At 71.1% G+C, this 18,937-nt stretch carries 19 protein-coding genes; 12 read left to right on the forward strand and 7 right to left on the reverse strand.

Translation table 11 applies throughout. The features are described from left to right. Window positions 1-226: 226 nt before the first annotated feature. Window positions 227-1,204, reverse strand: coding sequence for an N-acetyl-1-D-myo-inositol-2-amino-2-deoxy-alpha-D-glucopyranoside deacetylase (gene mshB, locus AB0B76_RS25705; protein ID WP_360379846.1), 978 nt, complete (start codon window positions 1,202-1,204; stop codon window positions 227-229). 141 nt (window positions 1,205-1,345) lie between these two features. On the opposite strand from mshB, the gene AB0B76_RS25710 reads away from it, so the two are divergent. Beyond that, window positions 1,346-3,451 carry a prolyl oligopeptidase family serine peptidase gene (locus AB0B76_RS25710; RefSeq protein WP_360379848.1) on the forward strand — a complete coding sequence of 702 codons (2,106 nt, stop codon included), beginning with the start codon at window positions 1,346-1,348 and terminating at the stop codon, window positions 3,449-3,451. Here AB0B76_RS25710 and AB0B76_RS25715 read toward each other — a convergent pair. Further along, entirely contained in the window at window positions 3,420-4,292 is an 873-nt protein-coding gene (locus AB0B76_RS25715; RefSeq protein WP_360379850.1) for a hypothetical protein, read from the reverse strand. The genes AB0B76_RS25710 and AB0B76_RS25715 overlap by 32 nt on opposite strands. A gap of 70 nt (window positions 4,293-4,362) precedes the next feature. Between AB0B76_RS25715 and AB0B76_RS25720 the strand changes: the two genes are divergently transcribed. The 10 genes from AB0B76_RS25720 to AB0B76_RS25765 all read left to right on the forward strand — a co-directional run bounded on the left by AB0B76_RS25720 (window position 4,363) and on the right by AB0B76_RS25765 (window position 14,931). Continuing rightward, window positions 4,363-4,794, forward strand: coding sequence for a hypothetical protein (locus tag AB0B76_RS25720; RefSeq protein WP_360379853.1), 432 nt, complete (start codon window positions 4,363-4,365; stop codon window positions 4,792-4,794). Further along, window positions 4,791-6,065 (forward strand): hypothetical protein, encoded by a 1,275-nt coding sequence (locus AB0B76_RS25725; protein WP_360379855.1) that lies wholly within the window; start codon window positions 4,791-4,793, stop codon window positions 6,063-6,065. The genes AB0B76_RS25720 and AB0B76_RS25725 overlap by 4 nt, the downstream gene beginning before the upstream one ends. Further along, window positions 6,062-7,156: a S8 family serine peptidase gene (locus tag AB0B76_RS25730; protein ID WP_360379857.1), complete on the forward strand. Its 1,095-nt coding sequence runs from the start codon at window positions 6,062-6,064 to the stop codon at window positions 7,154-7,156. Before AB0B76_RS25725 ends, AB0B76_RS25730 begins: the two co-directional genes overlap by 4 nt. A 91-nt stretch (window positions 7,157-7,247) precedes the next feature. After that, entirely contained in the window at window positions 7,248-7,616 is a 369-nt protein-coding gene (locus AB0B76_RS25735) for a S8 family serine peptidase (RefSeq protein ID WP_360379860.1), read from the forward strand. Window positions 7,617-7,828: 212 nt separating this feature from the next. Then, window positions 7,829-8,113: a 4a-hydroxytetrahydrobiopterin dehydratase gene (locus tag AB0B76_RS25740; protein WP_360379863.1), complete on the forward strand. Its 285-nt coding sequence runs from the start codon at window positions 7,829-7,831 to the stop codon at window positions 8,111-8,113. A gap of 63 nt (window positions 8,114-8,176) precedes the next feature. Next, the gene (locus tag AB0B76_RS25745) at window positions 8,177-9,613 is read left to right on the forward strand and encodes a TldD/PmbA family protein (RefSeq protein WP_360379866.1); all 1,437 of its coding nucleotides are present in this window, start codon (window positions 8,177-8,179) and stop codon (window positions 9,611-9,613) included. A 58-nt stretch (window positions 9,614-9,671) separates the two neighbouring features. After that, window positions 9,672-11,057: a metallopeptidase TldD-related protein gene (locus AB0B76_RS25750; RefSeq protein WP_360379869.1), complete on the forward strand. Its 1,386-nt coding sequence runs from the start codon at window positions 9,672-9,674 to the stop codon at window positions 11,055-11,057. A 188-nt stretch (window positions 11,058-11,245) separates the two neighbouring features. Then, complete coding sequence (locus tag AB0B76_RS25755) at window positions 11,246-12,067, forward strand: hypothetical protein (protein ID WP_360379872.1); 822 nt, start codon at window positions 11,246-11,248, stop codon at window positions 12,065-12,067. A 9-nt stretch (window positions 12,068-12,076) separates the two neighbouring features. Next, window positions 12,077-13,942 carry a fumarate reductase/succinate dehydrogenase flavoprotein subunit gene (locus AB0B76_RS25760; protein ID WP_360379874.1) on the forward strand — a complete coding sequence of 622 codons (1,866 nt, stop codon included), beginning with the start codon at window positions 12,077-12,079 and terminating at the stop codon, window positions 13,940-13,942. Further along, a complete protein-coding gene (locus AB0B76_RS25765) occupies window positions 13,942-14,931 on the forward strand; it encodes a succinate dehydrogenase/fumarate reductase iron-sulfur subunit (RefSeq protein ID WP_360379877.1) in 990 nt (329 codons plus the stop codon). The genes AB0B76_RS25760 and AB0B76_RS25765 overlap by 1 nt, the downstream gene beginning before the upstream one ends. 33 nt (window positions 14,932-14,964) lie before the next feature. On the opposite strand, the gene AB0B76_RS25770 is transcribed toward AB0B76_RS25765, so the two are convergent. Both AB0B76_RS25770 and AB0B76_RS25775 read right to left on the reverse strand, forming a co-directional pair. After that, on the reverse strand, window positions 14,965-15,450 hold the full coding sequence (locus tag AB0B76_RS25770; protein WP_360379880.1) for a DUF1990 domain-containing protein: 486 nt from the start codon (window positions 15,448-15,450) through the stop codon (window positions 14,965-14,967). A gap of 23 nt (window positions 15,451-15,473) precedes the next feature. Next, window positions 15,474-15,908 carry a (deoxy)nucleoside triphosphate pyrophosphohydrolase gene (locus AB0B76_RS25775; protein ID WP_360379882.1) on the reverse strand — a complete coding sequence of 145 codons (435 nt, stop codon included), beginning with the start codon at window positions 15,906-15,908 and terminating at the stop codon, window positions 15,474-15,476. 164 nt (window positions 15,909-16,072) lie between these two features. Here AB0B76_RS25775 and AB0B76_RS25780 point away from each other — a divergent pair, with 164 nt between their 5' ends. Beyond that, window positions 16,073-16,390 carry a pterin dehydratase gene (locus AB0B76_RS25780; RefSeq protein ID WP_350611762.1) on the forward strand — a complete coding sequence of 106 codons (318 nt, stop codon included), beginning with the start codon at window positions 16,073-16,075 and terminating at the stop codon, window positions 16,388-16,390. 127 nt (window positions 16,391-16,517) lie between these two features. Here the strand turns inward: AB0B76_RS25780 and AB0B76_RS25785 are convergent, their stop codons facing one another. The 3 genes from AB0B76_RS25785 to AB0B76_RS25795 are packed head-to-tail and all read right to left on the reverse strand — an operon-like array spanning window position 16,518 to window position 18,926. After that, window positions 16,518-16,973, reverse strand: coding sequence for a phage tail protein (locus tag AB0B76_RS25785; RefSeq protein ID WP_360379884.1), 456 nt, complete (start codon window positions 16,971-16,973; stop codon window positions 16,518-16,520). 18 nt (window positions 16,974-16,991) lie between these two features. Next, window positions 16,992-18,065, reverse strand: coding sequence for a redox-regulated ATPase YchF (gene ychF / locus AB0B76_RS25790; protein WP_360379886.1), 1,074 nt, complete (start codon window positions 18,063-18,065; stop codon window positions 16,992-16,994). Window positions 18,066-18,092: 27 nt separating this feature from the next. Further along, window positions 18,093-18,926, reverse strand: coding sequence for a sugar phosphate isomerase/epimerase family protein (locus AB0B76_RS25795; RefSeq protein WP_360379889.1), 834 nt, complete (start codon window positions 18,924-18,926; stop codon window positions 18,093-18,095). Window positions 18,927-18,937: the final 11 nt, after the last annotated feature.

An 18,937-nucleotide genomic window follows, 5' to 3' on the forward strand; every position in this document is an offset into this window, starting at 1 on the left:
GCCGACGCCGGACCGGAAGCCGAGGCCGGACCGGAAGCCGACGCCGGACCGGAAGCGGAGGCCGGACCAGAAGCCGGGGCGGAGTCGGGAGCCGGGGCGGAGTCGGGAGCCGGAGCGGGGCTGGAAGCCGGAGCGGGCGCGGAAGCGGCCGGCCGGCGCGCCGAAGCGGCCGGCCCAGGCGCGGTAGCGGCCGGCCCGGGCCGCGGCGATCCCTTGCGCTTGGTCGTCACGATGACCCGGACTCCAGACCGGCCGACCCCAGCGTCGAGGTCCCGAGCACGGCGGCCGACGGCGCGGACGGCTCCAGCACCGACACGCGCGGAGCCGGCGGGCGGGCCGCGTCCACGTCGAGGCCGGCGAAGAGGTCCTCCTCCCAGCCGTGCGGCCCGACGCCGGGCCCCTTGGCGCCGCGCGCCAGCTGGTAGTACTCCACGCCCATGAACTCGGCGCCGAAGTTCCCCGCGATCGAGAACAGCCAGGACGTCTGCGGGATCTGCGTGGCGTGGGCCTTGAGGGCGGCCGTCTTCTCCTCCGCGTACTCGTGGGCGTCCACCCGCGCCGCGATGTCCGCGTCGGCGGTGCCGAAGGGCAGGTCCTCCGGCCGCTCGATCTCGGCGAACGGGTTGTCGGAGGAGCCGCGGAACTGCTCCATGCCGGCCTCCAGCACGGAACGGGGCACGGCGGTCCAGTACACCTTCGCGGGGGCCGTGCCCTCGGCCTCGGCCAGCTCCACGGCGCGCATGAGCACGCGGTGGGCCTGGATGTGGTCGGGGTGCCCGTAGAAACCGTTCGGGTCGTAGGTGACCGCCACCTGCGGGCGGGTCTCGCGGATGACCTCGAGCAGCTGGCCGGCGGCCACGTCGAGGTCGGCGCCCCAGAAGGAACGCGGGTGCTTGTTGGCCGGGGTGTCCATCATCCCGGAGTCGCGGTAGCGCCCGGCCCCGCCGAGGAAGCGGTGGTCGCGGACGCCCAGACGGCGACAGGCGGCATCGAGCTCGGCGATGCGGTAGCCGCCGAGCTGGTCACCCTCGGCGGCGGCGATCCCGGCCAGCGCGGGCACGTGGATCTCGCCTTCTTCACCGAGCGTGCAGGTGACGAGGGTGACGTGGGCGCCGTCGGCCGCGTAGCGGGCCATGGTCGCGCCGGTCCCCATCGACTCGTCGTCGGGGTGTGCATGGACGAACAGGATGCTCCGAGCACTCACGGGGGCAACTCTACGGCCTGCCCCCGACACTTTTCCCAACCGCCACGGCCAGCGTGAGCATCCCCTCACCAGGAGTGACCAACGCGCCCGGTTCCGGCCCAATCACATGACAATCCGGCGGGCAGGAGTCAACATTCCGGGGTGGACTATCCGGAGTTGGCCGCACGAACCCGACGTTTCTCCTATGGCGCGCCCCGCGCCGTCACGGTGAGCCCGGACGGTGCCCGCGTGATCTTCCTGCGTTCGTCGGGCCCCGAGGACCCCGCGGACGCGCTGTGGGTCTTCGACGTCGCCGCGCGCACCGAGCGCCTCCTGGCCGACCCGGCGACGCTGCTGGGCGACCAGCCCGACCTGCCGCCGGCCGAGCGGGCGCTGCGCGAGCGGCTGCGGCTGTCCGCGGGCGGCATCGGTTCGTTCGCGCTCGACGCGGCCGGGGTGCTGGCCGTCTTCCCGCTCGGCGGCCGGCTGTTCCGCGCCGACCTGCTCACCGGCGACGTCACCGAGATCGACACCGCCGGGCCGGTCGTCGACCCGCGGCTCGACCCGACCGGGCGCCGGATCGCCTACGTCACCGGCGGCGCCCTCCGGGTGATCGACACCGACGGCACCGACGCGGTGCTGGCCGGCGAGGAGGGCGTGACCTGGGGCCTCGCGGAGTTCGTGGGGGCTGAGGAGTTCCACCGCTTCCGGGGGTACTGGTGGTCGCCCGACGGCCACAGCATCCTCACGGCCCGCGTCGACGAGTCGCGGGTCCCCCGCTGGCACCTGCACGACCCGTCGCAGCCGGAGCAGCCGCCCACCACGGTCGCCTATCCGCACGCCGGCGCGACAAACGCCAAGGTCACGCTGCACGTGCTCGACCTCGACGGCGGCTGGGTCGACGTGCACTGGGACCGGGAGACGTACCCGTACCTGGTCGCCGCCAGCTGGTCCGAGCAGGGCGGCCCGCTGCTCGCGGTGCTGCGCCGGCTCCAGCAGCACGGCCTCGTGATCGCGGTCGACCCGCGCACCGGCGAGACGCAGGTCCACGCCGAGCTCGCCGACCCCCGCTGGGTCGAGCCGGTGCCGGGCACGCCCACCCACCTCTCCGACGGCCGGGTGCTGGTCGGGGGCGAGCTCGCCCACGACGGCTACGACGCGCGCTGCCTGTTCGCCGACGGCAGCCTCATCACACCCCCCAACTTGTACGTCCGCAGGGTGGTCGGCCGCCTCGACGGCGACCTGGTCGTGGAGGCCAGCGACGGGGAGCCGAGCGAGCAGCACATCTTCCACATCCCGGTGACTCAGTCCAGCCCGCGCGCCACCCGCCTGACCTCGGAGCCCGGCTGGCACGTGGCCCAGGCGGCCGGGCGGACCGTCGTGATCGGGTCGCAGACGCTGGAGCGGGCCGGCTGGGAGTACCGGATCGTCCACAACGGCGAGACGGTCGGCGCGATCGCGTCCCTCGCCGCGTCGCCGCCCTTCGCGCCGCGGCCCGTCCTCGAGCGGGTGACCGATCGGCACGTTCCGACCGGCGTGCTGTACCCCCGAAGCCACGTGGCGGGGCGCCGGCTGCCGGTGCTGGTGGCGATCTACGGCGGCCCGGGCCATCAGGAGGTCGTCGCCGCGCGGGCCCGCTGGCTGGAGAAGCAGTGGTGGGCCGACCAGGGCTTCGCCGTCGTGTCCATCGACAACCGCGGCACGCCCGGCATCGCGCCCAGCTTCGACAAGGCCATCCACCGCCGCTTCTCCGACGTGATCCTGTCCGACCAGGTCGACGCGCTGGAGGCGCTGGCCGGCAAGCACCCCGACCTCGACCTCGGCCGGGTCGCGATCCGCGGCTGGTCCTTCGGCGGCTGGCTGTCGGCGCTCGGGGTGCTGCGGCGGCCGGACGTGTACCACTGCGCGGTCGTCGGGGCGCCGGTCACCGACTGGGCCCTCTACGACACCGCCTACACCGAGCGGTACCTCGGGCTGCCGGCCGACGCCCCCGACGTGTACGCGCACAACTCGCTCGTGGAGCTGGCCGCCGAGCCGCCGGTACGCCCCGACGACGCGCGGCCGATGCTGCTCGTGCACGGCCTGGTCGACGACAACGTGGTGGCCGCGCACACCCTGCGCCTCTCGGCCGCCCTGCTCGCCACGGGCCGGCCGCACTCGATGATCCCGCTGACCGGCGCCACCCACATGGCCGCGGGCGGCCTCGCCGAGAAGCTGCTGCGCATCGAGCTCGACTTCATCCGCCGCTCGCTGCCGCCGCCAGGCTGATCATGACGTCGCCGCCGAGACGCCCGCCCTCGGGCGAGCGCCGCACGGCCCCGGAGTGCAGCAGCGCCGCGATGACCTTCTGCGCGTCGGCGGCGCGGTACACCGTGTCCGTGAGCGCGAACCGCTTGAGCTCGGTCACGGTGAGCCCGCCGCCGCCGAGCCGCTGCAGGATCTCGCGCCGCAGCGCGCCCGGGTTCGGCTCCAGCGAGATGTCCATCAGGTGCCCTTCGGGATCACGCGGATCGCGATAGCGCACGCCGGCGTACTCGTCCAGCGCCCAAAGCTCGCCCTTGAACACTTCCAGGCGCTTGTCCGAGCGCGTACCGAAGCCGACGAGCATTTCCTCGTCGCCTTCCACGAGTTCGACCCCGGCCGTGAGCTCGAGCCCCGCCGCGTGCAGTTCCCGGCGCTGTTCGGCCCATGTACCGGCGGGGGCGGTGAGGAGTACAACCGCGGCTTTGAAGCTTTTGACAATGCTGTCGTCGACCATTGCCAGCAGCGGCCCGCTCGCGGCCCCGGCCGCTTTGAGAACGGCATCGACATTACCGCCGGGCACGACGTGAACGGCCATTTCCGCGGGTGTACCGATTTCGCGCTGAACCTCCGCGAGCCGCCCCCGGAGCCCCTCGGCCCCGGGCGCGACGAACAGCAGCGTAAGCCGCCCACGCAGCCGATCCCCGAACTCCCCGAACGCGCGAACGGCGGCTTCGGCCGCCTCATCGTCAATCCCCCGCGCGGACGCGTAGAGAAACGCGGCCCCGTGCGCAGCGTGCAGATTCCCGGGCGCCCACGTGTCGACACAGCGCACGAGCAGTTCCCGGGTTACCGCACGGATAGACATATCGTCCTTTCGACCCCAGTACCCACCCCGCTACTTTAAGCACGTCGATAGACGGACGGGGAGGCAAACCGTGGCGGACGGCAAGCGCATCGAGATCGACCCGGAGGGCGTCCGCACCTTCGGCGCCGACCTACAGGCCTACGTGGACAAGGACATCGCCCCGACGACGGCCTTCGTGACGCGGCAGCTGCAGTCGTACGGCGCTTTCGGCATACACAGCGCCAGCCCGGCGGTTCAAGAAGCGGCGCTGCAGTACTGGAACACGATGGACCAGGCCATCACCTTCCTGTCGGCGCTGTCGCACAACACGGCCGCGCTGGCCCGGACGGCGAGGGAACTCGCCACCACGTACCGCGATGCCGACCTCGACTCCGCCGACTTCCTGAAGTCGGTCGAGGGCGGCGCGTCGGCGGGCCTGACCGCCTCCGAGCAGGCCACCCAGGTCCAGAACCGCAACGACCTGCTCCAGGAGCGGCGCAACACGCACGGCGGTGCCGCATGACCAACTACCAGCAGTACACGGTGCGCGAACTCTGGGAGATGGTGGCGCACGAGAACCCGGCGGAACACGCCGAGGCCATGCGCGGCTGGGAGGCGAAGCACTCGATGCTCAGCGCCCAGGTGAACAACCTGCGGCGACTGCGCCAGGACCTCGCCGAAGCTTGGCACCCAGAGGGCAGCCCGGCAGCGCAGGCCTTCCTCGAGCAGATCGACCGGACCATCGAGGCCATGGCCGGTGCGCAGGAGGCGGCCGGTCGAGCCAAAACGGTCTACGGCAAGGTGACCAGCGCTTTGATCGCCGCACAACAACGGATCAAGCCGCTGCACGACGCCTACGACGACCCGAAGATGGCGTGGCGGTCGTACCTCGCGAAGACCCCGGCAGGCCCAATGATCAACGCGTTGCCTGACAGCTGGACACCGAACGTGAACATGCCCGATCTCGCCACCGATGCGGTGCTGCGCCAGCATCGGGAGGAGCTCGACCGGCAGGCCCGCGCCATCATGGACGACACCGACGTAAAGGTGACCGCCGCTACAGCACAGCCCCTCGACATGCCGCGCATACGGCGTCTCGACGACAGCGCGCCGCCGGTCGTGCCGTCGAACCCGCGCAACGGCCGCGGTAACGGCACGACCAGCAGCGTGCCTCCGCCAGTGTTCGATCCGCCGCCGCCCCATCTGGGGTTGATCAATCCCGGCCCAGGACCCGCAACCCCGCCGATGACCTTCGACCCAGGACCGTTTCTGACCCGCACTCCGGCGCCGGTGCTTCCTCCGGTGCTGATGCCGCCCCCGCCGGCCACACCGGTCGTGGGGTCGCCGATCACACTGCCGCCGACACCTCGGCCAGTGCCGCCGATGACCGGCCGACTGATGCCGACCAACGGCCTCATCGAGCGTCCACCGGCCCGATCCGACGTTGGTCGTACGGGTGGTGCTGCACTCGGTGAGCACGGTGTCATCGGCGGCCGGGGCGCTGGGTCCGTTGGACGGCCAGGTGTAAGCGGCGGCCGGCCTTCGCGGTCTGCCGGGCGCGGCACCGGCCGTCCCGTCGCGGCCGAGCCAGGCGCGGAAGGTGGCGAACGGCTGCCCGGCGGTGGCTGGCGGGACCGCAGCTACGAGGCGTACGCCCAGCGCCGCCGCTCCGGACACAAGCGCCCGGAGGATGAGATGTGGCCGGTAGAAGAGGGCGTGGCTCCGGTACTGGAGGCGCCTCCGGCCGCGTCTACCGGCGACGTTCCACCGGGCGTGATCGGAATCGACCGTTGATCCTGCGACGCATCGCGCTGCCGCTGGCCGTGACGGTGTTGGCAGCCGTGGCCGTCCCCGTCCCGGCAGTCGCAGACACCGTCCGCGACCAGCAGTGGCACCTCGATTTCATGCACGTCACCGAGGCCCAGCGCATCAGCCAGGGTGAGGGGGTGCTCGTCGCGGTCGCGGATACCGGGGTCGAGGCAAGCGTGCCCGAACTTGCTGGGGCTGTGATCCCGGGCAAGGATTTCGGCGGCAACACTGGCGATGGGCGCCACGATCCGCAAGGCCACGGCACCGCAATGGCCGCTCTCATCGCCGGACGCGGCCGAGGCGGGGACAAGGGCGTGCTCGGCATCGCCCCGAAAGCCACGATCCTGCCGATTCAGCTCTCTCCCGACTTCGACTTTGCCATGGGGTACGCGCGCGACGTCGCCGCCGCAATCGACTACGCCGTGAGCCAGGGCGCCAAGGTCATCTGCCTCTCGGTCGGAAGCGGCGACAACCAGAGCGTGCGCGCTGCGATCCAGAAGGCTCTCGACGCAGATGTTGTCGTGGTGGCCGCCGCCGGCAACAAGCCCGACGTCGGCAGCGTCGACTTCCCGGCCAGAGTGCCGGGCGTCGTCGCGGTCGGCGCCGTGGACCGCAACGGCGAGCGCGCCGCCATCTCCGTCGCCGGGCCCGAACTCACCCTGGTCGCCCCGGGAGTCGACATCGCTGCGGTCGACGCCGCGGGAAGGACACGCACCGGCACCGGCACCAGCGACGCCAACGCGCTCGTCGTCGGTGCCGTGGCCCTCATCCGCGCCAGGTACCCGCAGCTCAAAGGGCCCGACGTGGTCCGCCGGCTGACCGAGACGGCGCTGGACAAGGGTGAGCCCGGGAAGGATCCGGTGTACGGCTACGGCGTCATCGACCTCGTCAAGGCCCTCACCGCCGACGTTCCTCCCGCCCTGACCAGCGCCTCACCATCCCCGAGCGCGGCGCCCGGCAACGGTGGAAGCGGCCGAACGGCGGCCGTGATCGCGGCCATCGGGGCGGCTGTAGTGGTCATGGTGTTCATCGCCGTACTCCAGACCATCCTCCGCGGCCGCCGGCGCCGCCCGTGATCCTTCGACGTGGCGCTGCCTTGTCCCCGGCAAGGACTTCGGCGGCAACACAGGTGATGGACGCAAGAATCTCGTCGGCCACGGCACCGCCATGGCCGCCCTCGTCGCCGGGCGCGGGCGGGGCGCCGACAAGGGCGTGCTCGGCATCGCCCCCAAAGCCATGATTCTGCCGATCCAGATCGCCCCGACATCGACCTCGGCGGCCGACCTCGCCTTTTCCGCGCGAGTGCCGCGCGTCGTCGCGGTCGGCGCCGTCGACCACAACGGAGAGCGCGCCGCCAGGCCCGAGCTCACCCTGGTCGCCCCGGGAGCCGACATCACCGCGGTCGACGCCGACGGCGAAGCGCGCACCGCCACCGGTGCCAGCGACGCCAACGCCCTCGTCGCCGGCGCCGTGGCGCTGATCCGCGCGAAGTACCCGCAACTCAAAGGCCCGACGTGGTTCGCCGGCTCACCCTGACCGCGCAGGACCTCGTCAAGGCCCTCACCGCCGACATCCCCCAAGCCCCACCCAGCGCCTCCCCACCCCCAAGCCCACCCCCGCCCGCCGACCGCAGCGCCGCCGTGATCACAGCCATCGGCGCCGCCGTAGTGGTCATGGTCCTCATAGCCGTCCTCCGAAGCAGCCGCCGCCGGCAACATCGGTGAACAGGCGGGAGTAGGTTCGGGAGCATGGCTGACGTACTCGGCAACGACCAGATCTCCGCCGCGCTCGAGAAGCTCGCCGGCTGGGCCGGTGACGCGGACGGCATCGAGCGCTCCGTGACCGCCGCTTCGTTCCTCGACGGTATCCGGCTGGTCGCCGAGGTCGCGCACCTGGCCGAGGCCGCCGATCACCACCCCGACATCGACATCCGCTGGCGGACCGTCACCTTCCGGCTGTCCACCCACTCGGCGGGTGGGGTGACGGAGAAGGACATCGCGCTCGCGCGGCAGATCAACGAGTTGGTCGGGTAGCCGGGACATCGACGTAGGGTCGTGTCCGCCCAAAGTGTCACACCCCCTCGGTAGGGTCCAACCATGACCCACTTCGACGTGGCGACCGCGGCGGTCGAGGCAGCCCTCGCGGCCGGCGCCCGATATGCCGACGCCCGCGTGATGCACCGCCGTTCCGAGTCGATGTCCGCTCGCAACGGGGAGATCGAGGATCTCAGCCAGGACGAGGACGCGGGTGTCGGCGTGCGGGCGCTGGTGGGATCGAGCTGGGGATTTTTCGCGGTGCCCGACCTGGGCTCGGCCGCCGCCAAGCGCGCCGGGGAGCGGGCCACGGCGATCGCCCGGGCCTCGGCCACGGTGCCCGGGCCGGCGGTCGACCTCGTCGACGTCGAGGCGCGGGTGGACTCGTGGGCGAGCGCCTGCGAGGTGGACCCGCTCGGGGTGGCGCTGTCGGTCAAGGGTGACCTGCTGACGAGCGCGACCGCGGAGTCGCACAAGGCGGGCGCGGACATCGCCGAGGGGCTGTACCAGATCTGGGACACGCGCAAGTGGTTCGTCTCCTCGCAGGGGCACCGCATCGACCAGCACATCCGGGAGTCGGGCGCGGGAATCTCGGCCACGGTCATCGGTGACGGCGAGACCCAGCGGCGTTCGTATCCGTCCTACCGCGGGCAGTACGGCACCCGCGGCTGGGAGCTCGTCGACGAACTGGACCTGGCCGCGCACGCGGCGCGCATCGCCGACGAGGCGCGGGCGCTGCTCTCGGCGCCCCAGTGCCCGGCGGGTGAGACGACGCTCATCCTCGGCAGCGAGCAGATGGCGCTGCAGATCCACGAGTCGGTCGGGCACGCCATCGAGCTGGACCGGATCCTGGGGTGGGAGGCGGCGTTCGCGGGCACGTCGTGGCTCGACCTGGCGAAGATCAACCAGCTGCGGTACGGCTCGGAGCTCATGAACATCACGATCGACCCGACGATTCCGGGGGCGCTGGGCTCGTTCGGGTACGACGACGAAGGCACTCCGGCCCGGCAACGCTATGCGGTGCGCGACGGCATCTGGGTCGGCACGCTCGCCGGGCGCGACTCGGCCGCGGTCGCGGGGCTGGACTACGCGGGCAGCGTGCGCGCCGACGGGTGGGCACGGCTGCCGATGGTGCGCATGACGAACGTCGGGCTGCTGCCGGGGCCGCACACGCTCGACGAGATGATCGCCGCGACCGGCGACGGCGTGCTCATGGACCTGAACCGGTCCTGGTCGATCGACGACAAGCGCCTCAACTTCCAGTTCGGCTGCGAGGTCGGCTGGGAGATCAAGAACGGGCGCCGCGGGCGGATGTTGCGCAACCCGACGTATACGGGCATCGGTCCCCGGTTCTGGGGCTCCATGGACATGCTGAGCTCGGAGATCGTCTCCTGGGGCACCCCGAACTGCGGCAAGGGCCAGCCGGGCCAGATCGGCCACACCGGACACCCGGCCGCGGCCGCGCGGTTCCAGAACGTCAGGGTGGGGGTCCGCGGATGACACGGAACACAGCCGGGATCGGCACTGACGGGGACGACGAGCGCGTGGGGGTGCGGGGATGAGCGTGACGGCGACGGAGACCGACCTGGCGCAGCGGGTGCTGGAGCTGGTCGGGGCCGGGATCGAGGCCGAGGTGACGGTCGAGCGGCAGGCGCTGGCGCTGACGCGGTTCGCCGGGTCGTACATCCACCAGAACGTGGCCGACGAGGTCACCGTGGTGCGGCTGCGGCTGCACGCCGACGGGCGGACGGCGAGCGCCTCGACCACGGTGGTCGAGGGGCTGGAGGCGCTGGTGGGGCGCACGGTCGCGTCGATGCGGCTCGCGCCCGCCGACCCGACGTGGCCCGGGCTGGCGCCGCCGAGCGCGCTCGGCCCGGAGGCAGAAGGGAACGTGGACGACGAGACCGCCGCCGCGTCGCCGGACGACCGGGCCGCTCGGGTGCGGGCGTTCGTGCGCGAGGCCGCGGGGCTGGACACCGCCGGGTACTGCCGGACGTCAGCGGCCCGCGTGGTGTACGCGAACTCGGCGGGGCAGCACCTGGCCGCGGCGCGGACCAGTGCGGCGATGGACGGCATCGCGCGGACCTCGAGCTCGGACGGGCTCGCCCGGCTCGCGGCGGTGCGGCTCGGGGACATCGACGGCGCGGTGCTCGGGGCGCGGGCGGCGGCTAAGGCGCGGGCCGGGGTCGACCCGGTGGAGCTGGCGCCGGGGCGCTACGAGGTGGTGCTCGAGGCGGCCGCGGTCGCGGACGTGCTGATGATGCTGGCGATGTACGGGTTCAACGCCCGGATGGTGCTCGACCGCCAGTCGTTCCTGGAGGTCGGCGCGGCGCAGTTCGACCCGGCGGTGACAATGGTCGAGGACGCCTTGCAGCCGGACGCGACGGCGATCCCGTTCGACGTCGAGGGCACGCCGCGGCGGCGGGTCGTGCTCGTGGACCGGGGCGTGTCGGCCGCGGTGGTGCACGACCGGCGGACGGCGGCGCGGGCCGGCGACGGGACCGAGTCGACCGGGCACGCGATCCCGGGCGGGGCCAGCTTCGGGGCGATCCCGTCGAGCCTGCGGCTGCTGCCCGCGGACGGGCCGGCGGTGCACGAGGTCGACGGGCCGGCGACGGACTCGACCGTGGCGGCGCTCGTCGCGGGGGTCGAGCGCGGGCTGCTGGTCACCGACAACTACTACACGCGGGTGCTCGACCCGCGCACGCTCGTGGTCACGGGGCTGACCCGCAACGGGGTGTGGCTCATCGAGGACGGGCGGATCACGACCCCGGTGCGGAACTTCCGGTTCACGCAGTCCTACCCGCAGGCGCTCGGGCCCGGAGCGGTGCTCGGGATCGGTTCGCACGCGGTCGAGATGCCGGGGCCGTGGGCCGAGGCCGGGTTCATGGCCCCGGCGCTGCGGCTCGCCTCGTGGAACTACACCGGAGGCGCGTCGGGCTGAGCGCGAATGCCCGTGACAGTGAAGTTCTCCACAACCGGGGCCGAGGTTTCCATCAGGCCTTTCGGTAGCGACTCGGCGCGCGTAAGACTCCCAGCGCACGTCGCTTCGGGATCGGGCGTAACGTGTGCACCGACCATAGATCGGTACATCAGAGAACTCTTCACCAGCCCGTCCAGGGAGTACTCACCATGACGACCACGCCTACACGGCCACGGTCAGTCGCGGGCGCTGGGCCCCGCGCAGCCATTGCCGCCAAGACATTGCGGACGGACGGGTGGCGGACTTCCCCGCTCTCCATCGCGGCGATTCTGCTGTTCTTCATCGTCTATTCGACGATCCGGATTTTCATGGCGAAGTGGTACTTCGTCCCCGAGCACGGATATCTCACGCCGTTGTACTCGCCGTGTCTGAGCGACTCCTGTCAGGAGGGCGCATCGCACTTCGGCACCCCGTTCGGCGAGTTCCCGCGATGGCTTCCGCTCGGCCTGGCGGCCTTCCCGTTCGTCGCCGGCTTCCGGGTGACGTGCTACTACTACCGCAAGAGCGGGTACCGGTCGCTCTGGCTGTCCCCGCAAGCGTGCGCGGTGCAGGAGCCGCACAAGAAGTACAGCGGCGAGACCCGCTTCCCGCTGGTCTTCATGAACTCGCACCGCTACTTCTTCTACGTGGCGTCGCTGATCCTGCTGATCAACGTCTGGGACGCCTTCCACGCCTTCAAGGGCGACGACGGCGGGTTCGGCATCGGGCTCGGCTCGCTGATCATCGTGGTGAACGTGCTCGCGCTGGCGGGGTACACGGCCAGCTGCCACGCCTGCCGGCACGTGATGGGCGGGCGGCTCAAGCACTTCTCGAAGCACCCGGTCCGGTACCGGCTCTGGACGCTGATCTCCAAGCTGAACACCCGGCACGGCACCTTCGCCATGACGTCGCTGTTCACGGTCATCCTGACGGACGCGTACATCATGGCCGTGTCCGCGGGCTGGATCACCGACCTTCGAATCTGGAATTAGGACCCCCCGATGACGAACATCGAGCGACACACCTACGACGTCGTGGTGATCGGTGCGGGCGGCGCCGGGCTGCGGGCCGCGATCGAGGCCCGGCTCGCGGGCAAGAAGACCGCCATCATCTCGAAGTCGCTGTTCGGCAAGGCGCACACCGTCATGGCCGAGGGCGGCGCCGCCGCGGCCATGGGCAACGTCAACGCGAAAGACAACTGGCAGGTGCACTTCCGCGACACCATGCGCGGCGGCAAGTTCCTGAACAACTTCAGGATGGCCGAGCTGCACGCCAAGGAGGCCCCGGACCGGATCTGGGAGCTGGAGACGTACGGTGCGCTGTTCGACCGCACCAAGGACGGCAAGATCAGCCAGCGTAACTTCGGCGGCCACGAGTACCCGCGGCTGGCGCACGTCGGCGACCGCACCGGCCTGGAGCTGATCCGCACCCTGCAGCAGAAGATCGTCTCGCTGCAGCAGGAGGACTACGCGGAGCACGGCGACTACGAGGCGCGCATCCGGGTCTTCCAGGAGTGCACGATCACCGAGCTGTTCATCGAGAACGGCGCGGTCGCGGGCGCTTTCGGCTACTACCGCGAGTCCGGCGACTTCGTGCTGTTCGAGACCTCGGCGATCGTGCTGGCCACGGGCGGCGTGGGCAAGTCCTACAAGGTCACGTCGAACTCGTGGGAGTACACCGGCGACGGCCACGCCCTGGCCCTGCGCAGCGGCGCGACGCTGATCAACATGGAGTTCCTGCAGTTCCACCCGACCGGCATGGTCTGGCCGCCCTCGGTCAAGGGCATCCTGGTCACCGAGTCGGTCCGGGGCGACGGCGGCGTGCTGCGCAACACCGACGGCAAGCGGTTCATGTTCAACTACGTCCCCGACGTCTTCCGCAAGCAGTACGCGGAGACCGAGGAGGAGGCCGACCGCTGGTACTCCGACCCGGACAACAACCGCCGCCCGCCCGAGCTACTCCCCCGCGACGAGGTCGCCCGCGCGATCAACAGCGAGGTCAAGGCCGGCCGCGGCACCCAGGCCGGCGGCGTGCTGCTCGACATCGCCAGCCGCCTGCCGGCCGAGCAGGTGCGCAAGCGGCTGCCGTCGATGTACCACCAGTTCAAGGAGCTGGCCGACGTCGACATCACCAAGCAGCCCATGGAGGTCGGACCGACCTGCCACTACGTGATGGGCGGCGTGGAGGTCGACGCCGACTCGGGGTCGGCCGCGGTGGCGGGCCTGTTCGCGGCCGGCGAGGTCTCCGGCGGCATGCACGGCTCCAACCGGCTCGGCGGCAACTCGCTGTCGGACCTGCTGGTCTTCGGCAAGCGGGCGGGCGAGCACGCGGCGGTCCACGCGACCGAGGCGGGTCGGCGCAAGCCGTCGCCGGCGGCGGTCGAGGCGGCCGTGGAGACGGCGCTGGCCCCGCTGGCGCGGGGTGAGGGCGGCGAGAACCCGTACACCCTGCACCAGGAGCTGCAGGACATCATGGGCACGCTCGTCGGCATCATCCGGCGCGAGGGCGAGCTGCGCGACTCGCTGGTACGGCTGGCCGAGCTCAAGGAACGCGTGAAGAAGGTCGGCGTAACCGGCGGGCGACGGTACAACCCGGGCTGGCATCTGGCGCTCGACCTGCGCAACATGCTGGTGGTCTCCGAGTGCACCGCGAAGGCGGCGCTGGAGCGTACCGAGTCGCGCGGCGGGCACACCCGCGAGGACTTCCCGAAGATGGACCCCGACTGGCGCCGGGTCAACCTGGTCTGCTCGCTCGACGGCGAGGACGTCCGGCTCGAGCGCAAGCCGCTGCCGGTGATGCGGCCGGAGCTGCAGGCCCTGTTCGAGCAGAGCGAGCTGGCCAAGTACATGACCGACGAGGAGCTGTGATGGGTACCAATCGCCACTTCCGCGTCTGGCGCGGCGACGACACGGGCGGCCAGCTGCAGGACTTCCAGGTGGAGGTCAACGAGGGCGAGGTCGTGCTCGACGTCATCCATCGCCTCCAGGCCACCCAGACCCCCGACCTCGCGGTGCGCTGGAACTGCAAGGCCGGCAAGTGCGGCTCCTGCTCGATGGAGATCAACGGCAAGCCGCGCCTGGGCTGCATGACCCGGATGTCGACGTTCGAGGACAACGAGACGGTGACGGTCACCCCGCTGCGCACCTTCCCGGTGATCCGCGACCTGGTCACGAACGTCAACTTCAACTACCAGAAGGCGCGGGAGATGCCCGCCTTCGCGCCGCCGAAGGGCGTGGAGCCCGGCGAGTACCGCATGCAGCAGATCGATGTGGAACGCTCGCAGGAGTTCCGTAAATGCATCGAGTGCTACATGTGCCAGAACGTGTGTCACGTGATCCGCGACCACGAGGAGAACAAGCGGGCCTTCTCCGGCCCCCGGTTCTTCATCCGGGCCGCCGAGCTGGACATGCACCCGCTCGACGCGCGGGGCGACCGCAAGGAGATGGCCCAGGCGGAGCAGGGCCTGGGCTACTGCAACATCACCAAGTGCTGCACCGAGGTGTGCCCCGAACACATCAAGATCACTGATAATGCGATCATTCCCATGAAGGAACGCGTTGTCGATCGGAGGTACGACCCCGTGACCTGGCTTGGGCGCAAGATCTTCCGCCGTGACCAACTGGACGAGCCGGCCCTGGCGCACGCGTCGAGCCCGACGGGCGCGGCGGCGGACACGGGCACGCACTGGAACCAGCAGGGCCCCGTGCCGCAGGAGCCGGCCGTCGGCTCGGACGGCAAGCTGACCGTGGCCGAGCTCTACCTGGACCGCGCCGCGGCGGCCTCGCCGTTCGGCGACGACCAGGAGTTCCCGCTGCCACCGGAGAAGCTGCGGTACAACCACCCGGACGAGCACTAGACGACCCCGCGGATGCAGGGCCTCGGCCACCGGTCAGAGGCTCTGCATCGCGGCCGCGTAGCGGTCCGTGACCTTCGCCTGCAACAGGCGCGCCACCGGCGCGCCCAGCTTCACCCACCACTTGGCCGGACGGCTGAACGCCCGCACGTCGAACCATACGTGCCCTTCGGCGTCGGTGGAGAGCAGGAACGCCTCCTCGCCGGTCTCCACGTGCCCGGGCAGCGTCCCGAACCCGAACCCGTAGCGGCCGGGCTCGTCGACGATCCACACGATCCTGCACGGCACCCACAGCCGCAGCGGGCCCGCCCCGATCCCGGACGCGAACTCGACCCCGAGCCCGGCCCGCTCCGCGTCCGTGCGCACCCTGAGCCCGGCCCCGTGCTGCGGCCGCCAGCGGGCGAGCGCCTCGGCCGCCGCCGCGAACCCCGCCGTGAGGCGGACCCGCCGGGTCACGTGCAGATAGCCGGCCGGCAGCGGACCCTCGCGCGTCGCGCCGACCTCGGCGTATGTGACATCCACGGGGCCCAAGGTAACAACGGCGCCTACGAGGGCAGCAGGGGCTCCAGCGCGTGCACGATCGGCGCGTCGGCGGGCAGCCACGGCACGCTGTCGAGCTCCCCCGCGCCCAGCCAGCGCAGGTCGCTGTGCTCGAGCGGGAGCGGCTGGCCGCCGTTGATCAGCGTCGCGATGTACACCCGCAGGATCGCGGTCCCGTTCAGCATCGCGATGTCGTCCCCGACCCGCTCGCCCACCGCGACGTCGACCCCGAGCTCTTCCTGGCACTCGCGCACCAGCGCCTGCTCCTCGGTCTCCCCCGGATCGACCTTGCCCCCGGGGAACTCCCACTTTCCGGCCATTTCGGGCGGTTGGGCTCTTTCGCACGCCAAAACGCGCCCGTCGGCGATGATCGCCGCGCCGACGATGATCCGTGGCATCAACCGTTCGGTCTGCACGGGCAACCAGGGTGCCAGATCCATATGAAGTTCCGGTGGCGGGCTATGCCCTGTTGTTCACCAGACGAGGGAAAAGTGGCCGTGGACAGATCCCCCGGTTGCTAGTCAGACTTGCAGACACCGTTGATGACGGGCAGGCTTCGAATCGGCCACAAGCCGGCAACGATGCCGTGGGAGGGTAGGTCGACATGCGGGCCCGGTGGAGCGATGATCACCGCGACTATCTCAGCGATGCGCTGGCCTTACTACAAGGCTGGACACATGACGGCGGTGAGATCCGCCGGACGCTGCATCTCGACGATTCCCAGCATGCGGCACTGACCGAGCGAATGAAAGTGGTCGCCGATGCCGTCGGCGTCCGCCCGGACGTCCGCCGCCTGGACGGCCGCACCCAGATCCGCTTACGGGTGCCCGGCAGCGACGAGTCGGACCTCTCCCCGGGCGAAGTGACGCTTGCCGCACGCATCGAGGACCTGTACAAGAACATCATTGCCGGAGCGGCATAAAAGATCCTTGCTCGGGCCCGCGTCACCTGCGGACCGTCGCTCCCGCCAGAAATCCCGGCGTCCGTGCGGACAAGACCGCACGGCACCGATGTGCCGGGCGCTGCGCGCCCGGCCGATCGGAACCGGCTCAGTACTCGCCCTTGATGACGAAGAACGAGCCGCGGATGGTGCCGGCGAGCTTCGACCGCTGACGGGCGAACTTGAAGCGGTCCGCGAGCTCCTCCGGGACCTCCATCCCGTCCGAGAGCTTGAAGCCGACGGCGCGCTTCCCGCCGTCCTCGACGGTGTAGAGCACGTTGACCGACAGGCCCGACTCGTAGAACACGTAGGTCCAGCGGACGCCCTCGACCTCGAAGGACGTCACCTCCAGCGGCCGGGAGCCGATGGCGAGGTCCCGCTCCTCCCGCAGGATGCGGTGCACGTACTCCACCGCATCCGGGGCCGCCGTCGCCGGCTCGACCGTGAAGACGTGGTCGTACTTGTTCTTGAAGTAACGGGCCTCGTTGGCGCGCAGGCCGGCGAGGGCCTCGGCCACCGGTGAGGTCTCCAGGCCGGTGGTGGAGACGGTCTCGAAATCGACCACGTACGACAAGGTGCGCTCCTAGACGTTGAACCGGAACTCGACGACGTCACCGTCCTGCATGGTGTAGTCCTTGCCCTCGATGCGGACCTTGCCCGCGGCCTTCGCGGCGTTCATCGAGCCCGCCGTCATCAGGTCGTCGAACGAGACCACCTCGGCCTTGATGAAGCCGCGCTGGAAGTCCGAGTGGATCACGCCGGCCGCCTCCGGGGCGGTCGCGCCGGTCGGGATCGTCCAGGCGCGGGTCTCCTTGGGCCCGGCGGTGAGGTACGTCTGCAGGCCCAGGGTCCGGAAGCCCACCCGGATCAGCTGGTGCAGGCCCGGCTCCGGCTGCCCGATCGAGGCCAGCAGCTCCAGGGCCTCCTCCTCGTCGAGGTCGGTGAGCTCCGACTCGATCTTCGCGTCGAGGAAGATGGCCTCGGCCGGGGCGACGATGGCGCGCAGGTCGTCGAGGAAGGACTCGTCGGCCAGGCCGGCCTCGTCGACGTTGAACACGTACAGGAACGGCTTCGCGGTGAGCAGGTGCAGCTCGCCCAGGTCGGAGACGTCGAAGCCGGCCGCGTAGAGGGTGTTGCCCTCGTTGAGCAGCTCGCCGGCGGCCTTCGCGGCGGCCACGACGCCGGCGCGCTCCTTGCGGACCTTCGCCTCCTTCTCCAGCCGCGGCAGCGCCTTCTCGATGGTCTGCAGGTCGGCGAGGATCAGCTCGGTGTTGATCGTCTCGATGTCGTCGCGGGGCGAGACCTTGCCGTCGACGTGCACGACGTTCGGGTCGGAGAACGCCCGCACCACCTGGCAGATCGCCGACGCGTCACGGATGTTGGCCAGGAAGGCGTTGCCCCGGCCCTGCCCCTTCGAGGCGCCCCGCACCAGCCCGGCGATGTCGACGAACGACACCGGGGCCGGAATGATCTTCTGCGAGTCGTACAGCTCGGCCAGCCGCCCGAGCCGCGTGTCGGGCAGCCCGACGACGCCGACGTTGGGCTCGATGGTCGCGAACGGATAGTTCGCGGCGAGCGCGTCCCCCTTGGTCAGGGCGTTGAACAGGGTGCTCTTGCCCACGTTGGGCAGGCCGACGATGCCGATGCTGAGTGCCACAACACGTAAGCGTACGCAACAGCCGGTTCAGGCCAGTTCGATCCCCAGCTCGTCGGTCAGCCCCCGCAGCGCGCGGGCCGCCTCCCCGAACCGCCGCGGCCCGGACAGCACGTCCGGGAAGGCCGGGTCCGAGAGGTGCGGCTCCAGCGAGGCGAAGCCCTCGAACCCGGAGTCGCGCAGGGCGGTAAGCGTCTCGGGCAGCTCCCCGTCGCCGTACCCGGCCGGCACCTCGATCCCGTCGGCCGCGCGGGCGTCCTTCACCTGCAGGTACTCGATGTAGGGCCGCAGCATCGCGAAGCCCTCGGTGAACGGCCGCACGCCCACCTGCACGAAGTTCGCGTTGTCCCACGCCACCCGCAGCGCCGGCGACCCCACGGACTCGATCAGGTCCAGCACGCGCTCGGGCGTGTCGCCGTAGATCGCCTTCTCGTTCTCGTGCACCAGGACGACCGACTCGCGCTCGGCGACGTCCGCAAACGCGCGCATCCGGCGCACCACCGTGTCGCGCACGTCCGCCGCGGCGACCCCGTCGGGCCGGTAGAAGGAGAACAGCCGCACGTACCGCGCCGAAAGCCTCCGGGCCACCCACACCACGCGCTCCAGCCGGGCCTGCTCGGCCGCCGGATCGTCGCCGACGCCGCTCTTGCCGATCGGCGACGCGACGGCCGACACCCCGACGCCGTGGCGCGCCAGCACGTCGGCCAGGCGGGCGACGTCCTCGTCGGCCAGGTCCACGACGTTCGTGCCCCACGCGCTGCGGACCTCGACGTGCCGCGCGCCAAGAGCCAGAAGCACCGGCAGCTGTACCGCCGGATCCGCATCGATCTCATCCCCGAACCCCGACAACGTCCACCGCACCATGCCGGCAATTA

The organism is Dactylosporangium sp. NPDC049140 (genome assembly GCF_040648435.1).